Here is a 13,171-nt window from a genome sequence, read left to right on the forward strand (position 1 = left end):
CGGCACCGCCATCCGGTGAAACCCCGGCCGGGACAGTGGCGGGGGCCGGTGTGCCCGCCGTTCGCGTGGGCCCGCCTCTCGAGCGAAGGGCGACCAGCAGCCCACCGCCCGCCACCAGCACCGCAAGCACCGCCACGGATCCAATCAGGACATACCGGTGTCGATTGGTCAACTCAGCGCGAGCCATCGAATCCTTCCAGGGATATCCCACTGAGCCGGGGGCCGCGCCGTACCGGCTCTTTTCGCGGGCCCGCAGACCCGAGCGAGGCCTGCCAGCCGGTCTACGCCCGCACCGCCAGAAGACGGGATTCGGCCGGTGCGGCCGGGCCAAGGACGAAGTCCAGGAAGGCGACGTGCCGAGCGGACCAGCTGTTGTCCGCGACGAAATCCAGCCGGTCAGCCTCCGTGACGGCCGGCCAGGTCAGGACCTCGTTCATCGCCGCCACCGGATCGTCCCCCGGGCGCAGCAGCCGGACCCGCCGCCCGATGCCCCGAACCGGGGCGAGGTCCGTGGCGAGGACGGGACGTCCGGCCGCCAGATATTCGTAGATCTTGATGGGGTCCATGGCCTCGGTCAACGGAGTGCTCCGGTGGGTGAGCAGGCACACGTCGGCCGCGGCGATCAGACCGGTCACGGCCGGCCGGGGCAGATGCCCAGGCAACCGCACCGACCGCAGCAACCGCAGCGACCGGACGGAGGCCTCGTCCGGGATGGGGCCGGCCAGAATCACGGTGCCGGCCGACGCCAGGCGGCGAATCATGTCCAGATCGAGGCGAGTGTCGACGGTGCCCGCGTACACGCACCACGGCCGCGGGAGGCGCCGGAGCCAGTCCGGCGGGGACGGCGGGCGCAGCCACTCGGCCGGATCGACACCGTTGTGCACGACCAGCCCGGCACCGGTCGGCCCGGCACCGGTGGGATGGAGGCGTTCCAGCAGCGGCCTGGACACCGCGATGACCGGCAGCCGCCGGCGCCGGATCTCCTCGTAGGCATGCCGGAAGGCCGGATGCCACCGCCGTAGCGGTGGATAGGTTGCCCAGTCGTCCCGGGCGTAGTACATGACCGAGCCGGCCCAGGACATGTCGGCAAAGCCCGCCAGCGGCGGATACATGGTGATCACGACAGGTCGTTTACAGCCGGCTCGGGCCGCAGCCCGGCCGAGCCTCCTGTCATACCGCCGATAGGCCGCCCGCAGCGACGGCAGCGTCACCGGGTCCTTGCGGCGCCACCGCTGCGGCGACACCAGATGCCCCTCAACGCCACCGGACGGTGGCAGGACGGTGCTCCGGCCACCCCGCAGCACCGTACCGAGATGGCTCCGGAACGGCTCGGCCACCACCACGCGCCGGACCCGGGACGATCGCAGCAGGGTTAGCAGTAGACGATCGGGAGGACGCATGTACGCCCTGATCGCCATGTCCTGGAGCGTCTCGATCGGCAGGGCCAGCACCACGTCCCGCTGATCCGCCGTGGGGGCGTCTTTCATAAGAGTGAACTCCTTCACCGTTGAGCCATCGGGTTCACCCGTGAGCCGTCGGGCCCAGCGCGCCGTCTCTGCGCGACGACGCCGGAGCAGGCTGCCCCGAGCCGGCGCTCGCGCGCCGGACGCACTGCAGTAGGTCCGCCAACGCGGGTGGACGTTGCCTCCACGTGATCACGACGTAGGCCGCGGCACCGGCCAGCACGCTCGCCAACAGGCACACCGGGCGGGCGAGCCGGAACCCGTGGGTGAGCCACTGGACGGCGGCCATCACGGCGACGGTCCCCGCGGTCGCCACGACGTGCGGCCAGACCGCGGTGACCAGCTCGCGCGGCTTCGCGTCCACCAGGCTGAAGGGAATCGCGAAGCCGGGCGGCAGCAGGAGGACGATCACGATGGCGTACGCCGCCGCGACCCCGTTGATTCCCCACGGCAGGCCGGCGAAGTAGCTGCCGAGCATCAGCAGGCCGGAGAAGATTCCCCAGCGCAGCAGCAGGTCGGTTCTTCCCTTCACGTTGTAGAGGACCCCGACGCTGAAACTCACCGACTGGATGCCGCCGATCGGGGCGAGCAGCCAGATGAGCGGCACCAGCCGTTCCCAGCGCGCGCCGAGCACGACCAGGACGACGTCGCGCGCGACGACAGTGAGTCCAGCCATGACCGGAAAACAGACCAGAGCGGCGACCGCGCATGACCGGAAATAGACCCGGCGGATCGCGGAGTGATCGTTCTGGAGCCGGGAAAGACCGGCGAACATGACTTCCTGAAACGCCGTGGAAACAGTGCTCACCGGATACATGAGCACCCGCTGCGCCAGGCCATAGTAGCCCAACTGCTGGGCTCCGAGGAAATGCCCGACAATCACCTTGTCGCCGTGCAGCAGAAAGAAGTTGAAGACGCTGAACCCGCTCAGGTTGGCACTGAAACGCAGCACGGACCTGACCTCGGCGGGGCTGAACGAAGCTCTGGGACGCCACGGCGACTGCAGCCACGCGACGAGGGTGGTGACCCCGAATCCGACCAGATAGCCGATGACCAGTGACCACACCTGGTAGCCCAGCAGAGCGAGCACGATCGAGCAGGCCGCGTTGGCCGCCGTCCCGATGATGTTCGCCGCGGCGACGGCACCGAACTTCATCTCCCGGCGGAGCAGCCACTGCTGCAGGTCACCGAGGCTGGCGAGCAGCAGGCCGAGGCCCAGAACCTGGAGCACGGGCGTCAGCGCCGAGTCGCCGTACAGGCTGGCCAGGCCGGGCGCCAGCAGCGCCAGCAGGCCCGAGATGACCAGACCAAGCCCGATGTTGAGGAAAAAGACGCTGCTGAGCAGCCGCTCGCTGATCTTGTCTCGTTGGACGACCGCCATGCCGGTCCCGAAACCCCGCAGAATTTCGAGGAACATCACGATGACCAGCGCCATCGTCATGAGACCGAACGCCCGCGGTTCGAGCAGGTGCGCCAGGACGACCTGGACCAGCAGGCGGGTGACCTGCACGACAACCTGGTTCACCGACATCCACCGGGCGCCGCTGGCCATCGAACCGCGCGGCACCCGACGGGGCGGCGACGGTTCCGCCACGGCCTCCCTCGCCCCCGACGGGGCGGCCGACCGGGTCACGGCCGACCGGGTCACGGCCGGTGGCTGGCTCACCGCTGCCCCCCGGGGGCCAGGACCGCCGGTGCGGCGGTCATCCGCCAGAGTGCTCCGGCGCAGCCGATGAGCAGGAACAGCAGGCCGGCGAGCAACGAGAAGCTCAGGGCGTCGAAGGTGAGGAAGCTGGCGACCCCGGCGAGGATCGAGGCCGTCAACGCCTGGCCGAGTTCCCGGTCACGCTGTTCCTGGGCCCGCCGCCGCGCCCCACGGGCCACCGAGAGACCGACGGCGACCCAGACCAGCAGCACGGTTGTCCCGACGACTCCGGTCTCCAGCACCGAGCCGAGTAGCTGATTGTCAAGGTAGAAGTACTGGTGGGGGGTGAACGTGCCCAGCCCACGGCCGAGGAGCGGCCTTTGCGTGAACAACTTCCAGACCGGGGCATAGTCCTCGGTGCGGCCGGTCACGCTGGGGTCCGCGTCGGCCCGCAGGAACAGCGAGACGGTCGCCTCGATCAGACCGGGAAACACCGTGTGCAGGACGAGGACGGACCCGGCCAGCGCCAGCAGGCCGTTGAGGCGGCGGCGAACCGGCCAGATCGCCGTCAGGGTCAGGATCGCCACGGCGAGGCTCACGGCGGTGCTTCGCGAGACGCTCATCGGCAGGACGGCCCCGATGACGGTGACCTGGGCCCAGGCACCGACCCGTGCCCACCCGCGGGCGGCAATGGCGTAGTGCAGGGCCAACGGCAACACCACGGCCAGGACAACCCCGAACTCGATCGGATGCACGGCCGTCGCGGCGACCCGCTCGAAGCCGGACCGGACGTCAATGCGATCGGCGTCCGGACTGAGCGACAGTCCCGGGGGGACCAGGACGGCGCTGTAGTTACGACCGGTCAGAAACTCGATCCCGCCGATGGCGGCCATGAAGGTGGCGCCCAGCACCACCCGGCGCAGCAGACTGTCCAGCCGGGTCCGGCACCGGATCGCATCGGCGGCCAACAGCGTCACCCCGGCCTGTGCCACCACCGTCACGAGACTGCGATGAGCGGAGCTGACCTCTGTCGCTTCCACCACGCGGGTGAACATCATCGCGAAACTGAGCGTGAGAACCCATATGAGTACCAGCGTCGCGGCCCGCACCGGCTGGAACACCGGGTCGAACCGGGCGCGTCGTGCGGCCTGGTGAACCAGCCAGCCGGCAAGACAGCAGAGGCCGACGGGCACGGTCAGCTTCCCCAACGGGGGGAGCCGGTAGGTCGCCGGCACGGCGAAGAGAACGAAGACCATCGACGTCAGCAGCGTCACCGCGTCCCGCCGACTCGCCAGCAGGGGTACCGCCACGGCCGGGACGGCCAGCACCACGGCCGGCCCGACCGGCCCGAGCACCATCGCCGCCGCTACGGTGGCGGATCCGAACGCGACCGCTGCGAGCACCGGCCGGGCGGCGCCGGGGGCCGCCCGGCCGACGAGAGAGCCGGCGGTCACCCGGCCACCAGCCCGCTGATCACCGGTTCGCCTCTCACCGGTTCGCCTCGAACCGCCAGGCGACCCGTCGAGTGCCCGCCATGGAATCTTCGGGGAGTGCGTGCCGTCCGCGCCGACCCCGGCCGCGGCTGGCGCCCGCCCGGGCGGCACCGTAATGCTCCGCCCGTGACCGGGCCCGGCGCCCGACCTCGGCGTCGACGGCAAGCGCCAGCCCCAGCGCCGCCGCTACGCCGAGGAACGCGACGGTGCCAAGCAGCTTGAGGCTGCGGGCGGGCCGCACGCTCATCAGCGGCGGCTCGGACAGCGGCGCTATCCGGTAACGCTGGTCCGGCGGCACAGCAGACTGCAGGCCGTTCGACTTCGCGGTGATCACACGTACCACCTGATCCAGGGTGCGAGTGGCCTCGGTGGGATCGGCGGCCGTGGCCGTTATGTCGAGGAATACCGTCTCCGGTTGCACCGAGATCTCGTAGTCACCATGGAATCCAGCCGAACGGATCTCCTCCCGCACCTGCCGAGAGTCCATGATCTTCGATTCCGTGAGAGCCAGCGACTTGAGCGAATCGCCGAAGTAGGAAAGCGGGTTGACGGGCTGCAGGATAAACCCGGAACCGGAGGAGGATGCGGCGAGCTTCTGCTCCACCGACGGGCCAACCACGAGGACCATGGCCTTCGTCTGGTAGACGGGTTTGGCGACAGACATCGTGATCCCGATTGCGGCCGCCGTGGCGAGCAGGATCGGAAGCATGACATACCATCGGCGGAACGCCGTTCTGGCGGCCGTCACGATGTCCATGTCGGACTCCCCCGGTAAGCCGACGACGCCGACGGCGAGGCCTGGTCCGCACCATGACCGGAAGGTTCTGTCATTCGGGGCTCCAAGGATTCATGCTCCTGAACCGATCCCATCATCAGCCTGGACCGATTCAATGTAGTCGCCCTGCGCCGCGCCGATATGCAGGCCGACCCGCGTGTCGCCGCGCTACCTGGACCGCTGGGAGGGGAACTTCGCGGCGATTCGGGTCCCGATTCGGGTCCCGAATGCTGCGCGTACCTCGCCACCCATGTGCCGAGCATGGGGCAATGCCCACTGCCGCCCCAGAACCGCCAGGCAGCGAGCCCGCTCGGCCCGGTCGGGCCGGTCGTGGGACAGGATCACGTGAACCATCCTGATGGTCTTCTCCACCATCGGCAGCGACGGCACCCGCCGGTGCGGGTCAAACCACATGGCGCGTTCCGCAGCACCCGGGTTGGCATTCATCGAAGTGTTCTTGTGGAAACGCCTAAGAAACAGGCGTTCGGGCACCTCGACAAACTGGCCGTCCAGGGCGAGCTGCGCCAGGAGAACCACGTCGGAACCGACGTACTTTCCGATGAGATCCGTCTTCAGGAGCGCTTCTGCCCGTATGACGCCGAATACCGGATGGTATTCCGTACGGGTCGACAGGAAGTGTCGCAGACGCTCGTGCGGCGTCGGCTCACACAGGTTCATCCCATCCTCGAAGCCACCGGTCACCGTATCGTTCAGGTCGATGAGCGCCGTTTTGGGGTAGGCCAGGACGGCGGCGGACGACGCGGCGGTCAGGGCCGCGACGCACCGGCTGACAAATGCGGGGGCGCAGAGGTCGTCATGGGCGGCCCACTTGAAGTAGGTTCCCGCGGCGAGGTGGACGATCCGGTTGTAGTTCCAGGCCGCGCCGCGGTTCACCGGACTCCGGTGGTACTCGATCCGCGGATCCCGGCGGACGAATTCCCGGCAGATCTGCTCGGTTCGGTCGGTGCTGCCGTTGTCGGCGACGACGATCTGAAGATTCGGGTAGTCCTGCACGACGATCGACTCCAGCGCCCGAGCCAGGAAGTTCTCCCCGTTGAAGACGGGTAGTCCCACCGTCACGAGCGGCCGGGCGTCCGGGTGGGGTGACGGGACACCGGGCCCCACGACACCACGGTCCACAACACCACGCCCCGCCTGGCGATCAGGCCCCTTGAGCCGGGCCTCGTCCTGGGTGCCGCTGTCGGCAGGTATGGCCATTCTCCATCGTCCCTCCGTCCGACCGGAGCCGAACCTCTGCTGACGAGATTGTCAGCTGCTAAGTGGCACGACCTCCGCGGGCACACCCAGTTCCGCCAACCGGCCGCGCACCTCGTCCAGATACAGCGGATTCGGGAGAAAAACGCACCCCACCCGCTCCACCGACAGGTCCTCGGGTGCCAACACCGGATGCCCGGTGCCGGGCACGAACAGGCCCCTCTTCCGCGGGTTGAGGTCGACGACTCCCCGCACGGCGGAACCGACGTCCAACACGTTGAGGAATGCCACCCCCTTGGACCCCGCGCCCCAGACCAGCGCACGCGGCGCGTCCCAGGCGGAATTGGCGTCCGTCGCCAGGTCGGCGAGATGCGCGGACCAGCGCCCGACAACCTCCCGGTAGACGTCACCGAACTTTCTGGCCTGGACCACGAAGCGGTCCGTCGCCACCACGTCCTCGCCGGCGGCCGGTCCGATCCGACCGGACGGACGGGTTGTCGGCGCCGTCTTGGCCTCGATCCAGAGGAACTGGTCACCGTAGGATGTTCCGGCGTCGGTGACGGTGAACCCGGCCGCGCTCACCACCCGCCGAAGTCCAGCCGGCGAGAAGTACGACACGTGCGGGTAGATGAAGTCCCACACCCCCGCCTCGCCGAGGACGAAGCCGCCGTTGGGCACCTCAAGATACAGCGACGTGTCCCGGCCGCCCAGCGCATTACGGATATCGGTCAGAAAGCCCAGTGGATCGGACACGTGCTCGAGGACGTGCCGGCAGACGACAAGATCCTCCGGGAGATGGGAATAGCGCGAACCGTACAGGTCGACCACAAAGGTCACCGCGGCGTCGTCGGCACATTCGGGGCCGATGTAGGTCGGGTCGTACCCGGTTCCGGCACACAGTCCCCGGGCACACAACAGGCGCAGGAAGTCCCCCTTGCCCGACCCGATCTCGACAACCTCCCGCCCCACCAGGTTGTGCCGGACGATCAGACGGTCCGCCAACGCCTCGGCGTATGCCCGGAAGGCGGGCGAGAAGTGCAGCGAGTTGTCGTACTCGCCGCCGTACTCGACGAGGCCGGCCTCGAACGCGACATTGACCACGGTGCCGCACTCGGCACACAGCGACAGCTCCAGAGCACGGCGCTGCGCGGTCATGGCGGCCTCCCGCGACGGCCACAGCACGCCGGTCATCACCGGCGAACGCTCAACACGTACCAGGTCTTCGAGCGCGGTGCCCTGGCATGCCGGACAGACATTGGTCACCGGACAGACGTTGTTCACCAGACAGACATTGCTCACTCAGACGGCCCTCAGCTCGGTGTCGACGCCCAGCCGGGTCAACTCCCCCGCGATCTCGTCACGATAGATCGGATTCATGATGATCAGAAGATCCGGCCTATCTTCCCGCAGCCACTCGGACGGGACGATACGGTGGCCGCTGCCCGCCATGAACATGCCGTGTTTGTGCGGGTTGATGTCGACGGCGTAGCGGACCAGGTCGGCGGCCGGGCCGAGGGTCGCCAGAAACGACACACCTTTGGAACCCGAACCCCAGATCGCCGCTTTTTCGCCGCGCTGGTGCCCGCGCCACAGCATCTCGCTCCACCGGTTCAGCGTCGTGGCCACCTCACGCTGGAAGTGCCGTACCCCGACGCGCAGGGTGGCCAGGTCGTCCTCGATCGGCAGCGGGTCACCGGCCGCCGGAACGGTGGACGGCCGCGCCTCGATCAGCAGGTACTGATCGTCATAGTCGAGGGAGACGTCGAGCACCTCGAACCCGGTAGCTCGGAACAACCTCGCCAGCGAACCGGCGCTGAAATAGGAGCAGTGCTCATAGTACACATCCCAGAACGCCGCCTCCTGCAGCACCCGCAGGACGTCCGGCAGCTCAAAGAGGACCGGGATATCGGTCCGGTCACCGAGCGCGGCCCTGATCATCCGCATGAAGTCGCCGACCGGCGCGATGTGCTCCAGGGTGTGCCGGCACACGACGGCATCGGCGGTCAGGTGCGCATACCGCCCGGAGTAGAGATCCGTGATCCAGGTCAGCCGGCCGGCAACCGGGCTGGTGATGCGCTCGGGCCGGACACCCGGGTCGATCCCGATGCCGGCGCCGGCACCCTGCTCCACCAGGTGGACGAGAAACTCACCCTTGCCGCACCCGATCTCCAGGACCGTCTTCCCGTACAGATCGTACTTGTCGGTCCAGCGCTTGGCGAGGTCCCGCGCGAACTCCTGAAATCGGGTGGAGAATGCCTGCGTCTCCTCGTACCGGGCGGAATACTGGTTCTTGGTCGGATCGAAGGCCGTGTTCATGATGAAGCCGCAGCGCTCGCAGAAGGCGATCCGCAGGTCACCCTTCGGGAACGCCCGGGCCTCGTCCTCGTCGGCCAGCAGCAGACAACTGTGCGACGGGACGTCGTCCCTTGTATAGACGGAGGTGAGGCGGGAACCGCCACAGGCGGGGCAGGCGGTGGACTGGTCAGTCATGGTACGACCCTCGGTGTCGGAACGGGAAGGATGAACCGGCCGCCCCGCCGCGGGTACGTCGCCGCAGGTATGTCGAGCTGCGGCAGCGGCGGCCGAGCACGCTCATGGCACCCGCATCGGTGCGGCCGACCGCAGGGTGACGTCGAGCAGACCGTCCGCCATGAGTTGCTGGATGCGCTGGATCCGCTGGAAGCGGGAGCCGATCAGCTCCTCCTTGGTCAGCCCGGCGGCGACGTAGGCCAGGTAGAGCTCCTCGACCCCCTTGCGGACGGTCCACACCGGCCGGAATCCCGGTATCTCCTCGGCGATACGGTCGCAGTCCACCCGGTAGTTCCGCTTGTCCGGCCCGGCCGTGTCCGCGAAGACCACCCGGCCGCCCGGCACGACCTCCTCGACGATCGCGGCCACGTCGCGTATTCGATAGTTCTCCGCCGACCGGCCGACATTGTAGGCCTTGAGGTGGATCTTCTCGCGGGGTTCCTCGCACACGGCGAGCATCGCCCGGGCGATGTCCTCGATGTGTACCAGCGGTCGCCACGGCGTCCCGTCGCTCTTGAGGTAAACCTCGCCGGTCGTCACCGCGTAGCCGGTGAGATTGTTCACCACGAGGTCACCACGCAGTCGGGGTGAGACGCCGTACGCCGTGGCGTTACGCAGGAAGACCGGGCTGAAATCGTCATCGGCAAGCTCGGCGAGCTCTCGTTCGGCGATCACTTTTGACTCACCGTAGGGAGTCACCGGATGAAACTCGGCCGACTCGTCGATGGGCGCGTCTCCGTGCGCACCATAGAGGCTGCACGAGGACGAGAAGACGAAACGCGGTACGCCCGCGGCCTTGGCGGCACGCCCAACCAGCAACGTCCCCCGGGCGTTGATGTCATAGGTCACGGCTGGGTTCAGATCACCCAGCGGATCATTGGATATGCCCGCCAGATGGACCACCGCGTCGTAACCCTCCAGATGGGACGGCCGGACGTCCCGAATATCAAGTTTCAACGCCGGCACGAAGTCCGGATCGGGTCCGAGGGTACACCCAGAGAACAGCCCGCTGTCCAGACCCACCACGTCGTGTCCGGCAGCCCGGAAGAGCGGGATGAGACGGGTTCCTATATATCCGTCGTGTCCGGTGACCAGAATACGCATCGAGCTCAGTCCCATACCTTCCAGGGCGCACAGCCACCATCCCACAGTGACTGCAGGAGTTTGCGGTCGCGTACCGTGTCCATGCACTGCCAGAAGCCGCCATGCCGATACGCCATGAGCTGACCGTCCTTGGCGAGCCTCTCAAGGGGCTCCTTCTCGAACTGGGTGTCGTCGCCGGCAATGTAGTCGAAGACCTGCGGTTCCAGGGCAAAGAAGGCACCGTTGATCCATCCCTCGCCGGCCTGTGGTTTCTCCGAGAACTCCACGATCTGGTCCCCGGCCAGCTCGAGATGACCGAACCGGGCGGGTGGCCGCACGGCGGTCAGTGTGGCGATCCTGCCATGCGAGCGGTGGAAGTCGAGCAACGCGTTGAGATCGATGTCCGCTACGCCGTCCCCCCAGGTCAACATGAACGTCCCCGCGTCGCCGAGCCAGGGCGCGAGTCGCCTGATACGACCGCCGGTGGCGGTGTTCTGACCGGTGTCGACCAGATTTACCCGCCAATCCTCCGAGGTACCCCCGTGCCGCTCCACATCGCCCTGCCGAAGCGACACCGTGAGATCACTGGTCAGCGCCGCGTAGTCCACCAGCCAGCGTTTGATGTATTCGCCTTTATACCCCAGGGCGATCGTAAAATCGGTGAACTGGAAGTGAGCGTAGTACTTCATGATGTGCCAGATGATCGGCCGATTGCCGATCTCGATCATCGGTTTGGGTTTGATGACCGTCTCCTCCGCCAACCGGCTGCCCAGACCGCCGGCAAGAATACCGACCTTCATCGTTCCGCTCGTTCCCGGGAGCCGGTCGCGTGAACCGGCGCTGCCGAGACGCTCACTCGGGTCAAGCCGCCCTGACGAGGGACCGGGATACTGGGGTGGCCGGCCCGGCGACCACGTAGCCGGTCGTGGACCCCGACGTAGCGGGGCTCCGAATACCGCCAGGACAGTTCGTTCACAATGCGCTCCCGACCCCGGGCGCCAAGGGTCCGGCGTCGGTCCGGGTCCGTCAGCAGTTCGGCGAGGGTCCGGGCGAAGTCCGCCACCGTGTCGGAGGGTACGTAGACGGCGGCGTCCTCGGCGCTCACCCGGGTCTCGGTCAGGTCATAGGCCACCACCGGCAGTGCATAGGCCATGTATTCGAGCGTCTTGGACATGGTGGACACCTCGTTCAGCGGGCTCCGCGGGTCCGGCGACAATCCGACCGTGGCGGTGGACAGGTAGTCCCGGATCATCTGGTCGTCGGCCCGCCCGGTGAACTCGACCCAGTCGTCGAGACCGAGCCGGCTCGACTGTTTCCGCAGATCGTCCAGACAGTCACCAAATCCCAGCAGGGCGAAGGCGCAGTCGGTGCGCCCGAGAACGTGGACATAGTGATGTATGGCATCGAGGAGTCGGTCGACACCGTCCTGCGGGCCCATTATTCCCAGATAACAGGCAAGGTGCTGCCGGCCGCGCCGCAATTCGGGACGCTCCGCGGCGGGCTTCATCAGTTCGGGGTCCGGTCCGTTTCGGACGACGGTCACCCGTTCCGACGGCAGCCGCCCCCTGGTCAGGGCCAGCCGCCGGTAAGATTCGTTGGTCACGATCACGTGGTCGGCGACCCGCTGATTCATCCGTTCAAGCAGCAGCAACGCGCGGAGCAACAGCCCACCGTCCTTACCGAACCGTGAGCGATAGAGTTCCGGACAAAGATCATGATGGTCGAAGACGAACTTCTTGCCGAATGGCTTGTAGAACAGCGCAAGCGCCCAGTACGTGTCCGGCGGGTTACATGCCTGGATCACGTCGAATCCGTGCCGGCGGGCCACGGCGACGGACAGGACAGCGGTTCGCGCCCAGCAGTAGCCGAACTCGAAGACGTAACTGAGCACACCCTGGGTCCGGGGTGCGCCCCGATACGTCCAGATGCTGACGCCGTCAACGATCTGGTGACGCCGCTGCCCCGGGCCCCGTGGGCATATTACGGCAACCTGGTAGCCCTGGTCGCGAAGCGCCTGGCATTCCTGCCACGTCCGATGGTCGATCAGAATCGGCAGGTTCTGAACTACGATCAGAACCCGTCCTGCGTCGCCGATGTCGGGAGATTCGGTCGAGTCGGTGTCAGGCGCCGACGTGATAGTATTCGCGCCCGTAGCCAACGAGATAGTCCCGTCGCGTGCCTGTCCCACATTTTTCTCCCGAAGATGAACGACCCCGTTGCCCGCGGACGGTGGACCTATCCTTTCCTTTCCGTCATGGCGAGGCTAGCGGTCGGCCTGGGCGTCACCGGCGATTGAAAAACTTGCGTGTCGCGTCTTGGGGCCGGGCTCGGCCGATTCTCGACGCAGGAACGACAGAACTGACCGTTGGGGGCGGCTTATTCCAGCCATGCTGTTTGACGGCGGCAGCCATGGCCGCCATGGATGCCGTGTTCGCGTCTTTAATGCCCGGGGCACTCTCGCGCTTTTTGACGCAAATCCGCTCCTGGCGGCGGACCACCCGGTGACTTGTCGTGCGTTCCTCGGCTTTCTGGTCAGCTTACCGAATCAGACGATCATCGGATCAGACGGTTGACGATGCGCGGCCGGCGAGCAGTCCCAGCGACCCGGCCGCCTCCGTCAGGCCGGCTCGGGCGTCGGAGTGGGCGACCTGGTCGATGAGTCGGGCGGTCTGTTCGTGCTGGCCGCGCCCCCACACGGCCGCGGTCCCGTTCTCGGACACGACGTAGCTGTGCTGGAAACTGGTGACCGGGCTGGTGAGCCGCGGCAGCACACAGGAATCCCCCGACCGGGCATGCCGGCTCGGCAGGGCGATGATCGCCTTGCCGTCGGCCGCGTGCAGCGCGCCGACGACGAAGTCGGACTGCCCACCGAAGCCGGAGTAGATGCGGTTGCGGATCCAGGACGCGTTCGCCTGCGCATACAGGTCCACCTGCAGCGCGGTGTTGATCGAGGTCATCCGCGGCTGCC

11 protein-coding genes are annotated in these 13,171 nt (G+C 67.4%); all 11 read right to left on the bottom strand.

Going from position 1 to position 13,171, the window contains the following annotated elements; all coding sequences use genetic code 11:
• Window positions 1-281 precede the first annotated feature (281 nt).
• The gene (locus AC08ON_RS06845; RefSeq protein ID WP_476606858.1) at window positions 282-1,487 is read right to left on the bottom strand and encodes a glycosyltransferase; all 1,206 of its coding nucleotides are present in this window, start codon (window positions 1,485-1,487) and stop codon (window positions 282-284) included.
• A 34-nt stretch (window positions 1,488-1,521) separates the two neighbouring features.
• Window positions 1,522-3,015: a lipopolysaccharide biosynthesis protein gene (locus AC08ON_RS06850; RefSeq protein WP_476616647.1), complete on the bottom strand. Its 1,494-nt coding sequence runs from the start codon at window positions 3,013-3,015 to the stop codon at window positions 1,522-1,524.
• A 110-nt stretch (window positions 3,016-3,125) separates the two neighbouring features.
• Complete coding sequence (locus AC08ON_RS06855; RefSeq protein WP_476606856.1) at window positions 3,126-4,562, bottom strand: O-antigen ligase family protein; 1,437 nt, start codon at window positions 4,560-4,562, stop codon at window positions 3,126-3,128.
• Window positions 4,563-4,596: 34 nt separating this feature from the next.
• Window positions 4,597-5,358: a Wzz/FepE/Etk N-terminal domain-containing protein gene (locus AC08ON_RS06860; protein WP_476606855.1), complete on the bottom strand. Its 762-nt coding sequence runs from the start codon at window positions 5,356-5,358 to the stop codon at window positions 4,597-4,599.
• A gap of 186 nt (window positions 5,359-5,544) precedes the next feature.
• On the bottom strand, window positions 5,545-6,594 hold the full coding sequence (locus AC08ON_RS06865; RefSeq protein ID WP_476606854.1) for a glycosyltransferase family 2 protein: 1,050 nt from the start codon (window positions 6,592-6,594) through the stop codon (window positions 5,545-5,547).
• A gap of 51 nt (window positions 6,595-6,645) precedes the next feature.
• The gene (locus tag AC08ON_RS06870) at window positions 6,646-7,890 is read right to left on the bottom strand and encodes a class I SAM-dependent methyltransferase (protein WP_476616648.1); all 1,245 of its coding nucleotides are present in this window, start codon (window positions 7,888-7,890) and stop codon (window positions 6,646-6,648) included.
• Complete coding sequence (locus AC08ON_RS06875) at window positions 7,891-9,081, bottom strand: class I SAM-dependent methyltransferase (RefSeq protein ID WP_476606852.1); 1,191 nt, start codon at window positions 9,079-9,081, stop codon at window positions 7,891-7,893.
• Window positions 9,082-9,183: 102 nt separating this feature from the next.
• Window positions 9,184-10,224, bottom strand: a complete 1,041-nt coding sequence (locus AC08ON_RS06880) for an NAD-dependent epimerase/dehydratase family protein (protein ID WP_476606851.1) — start codon at window positions 10,222-10,224, stop codon at window positions 9,184-9,186.
• A gap of 5 nt (window positions 10,225-10,229) precedes the next feature.
• The gene (rfbF, locus tag AC08ON_RS06885; RefSeq protein ID WP_476606850.1) at window positions 10,230-11,003 is read right to left on the bottom strand and encodes a glucose-1-phosphate cytidylyltransferase; all 774 of its coding nucleotides are present in this window, start codon (window positions 11,001-11,003) and stop codon (window positions 10,230-10,232) included.
• Window positions 11,000-12,391, bottom strand: coding sequence for a glycosyltransferase family 4 protein (locus tag AC08ON_RS06890; protein ID WP_476616649.1), 1,392 nt, complete (start codon window positions 12,389-12,391; stop codon window positions 11,000-11,002). Before AC08ON_RS06890 ends, rfbF begins: the two co-directional genes overlap by 4 nt.
• Window positions 12,392-12,764: 373 nt before the next feature.
• Window positions 12,765-13,171, bottom strand: a 407-nt coding sequence (locus AC08ON_RS06895) for an acetyl-CoA hydrolase/transferase C-terminal domain-containing protein (RefSeq protein WP_476616650.1), incomplete at its 5' end; no start/stop codon positions are given.

The organism is Frankia sp. CoWAU3, assembly GCF_977971855.1.

Coding starts and splice junctions, on each gene's coding strand:
- AC08ON_RS06880 (WP_476606851.1), bottom strand. CDS start 10,224: ATGCGTATTCTGGTCACCGGACACGACGGATATATAGGAACCCGTCTC.
- AC08ON_RS06865 (WP_476606854.1), bottom strand. CDS start 6,594: ATGGCCATACCTGCCGACAGCGGCACCCAGGACGAGGCCCGGCTCAAG.
- AC08ON_RS06860 (WP_476606855.1), bottom strand. CDS start 5,358: ATGGACATCGTGACGGCCGCCAGAACGGCGTTCCGCCGATGGTATGTC.
- AC08ON_RS06850 (WP_476616647.1), bottom strand. CDS start 3,015: ATGGCCAGCGGCGCCCGGTGGATGTCGGTGAACCAGGTTGTCGTGCAG.
- rfbF (WP_476606850.1), bottom strand. CDS start 11,003: ATGAAGGTCGGTATTCTTGCCGGCGGTCTGGGCAGCCGGTTGGCGGAG.
- AC08ON_RS06845 (WP_476606858.1), bottom strand. CDS start 1,487: ATGAAAGACGCCCCCACGGCGGATCAGCGGGACGTGGTGCTGGCCCTG.
- AC08ON_RS06875 (WP_476606852.1), bottom strand. CDS start 9,081: ATGACTGACCAGTCCACCGCCTGCCCCGCCTGTGGCGGTTCCCGCCTC.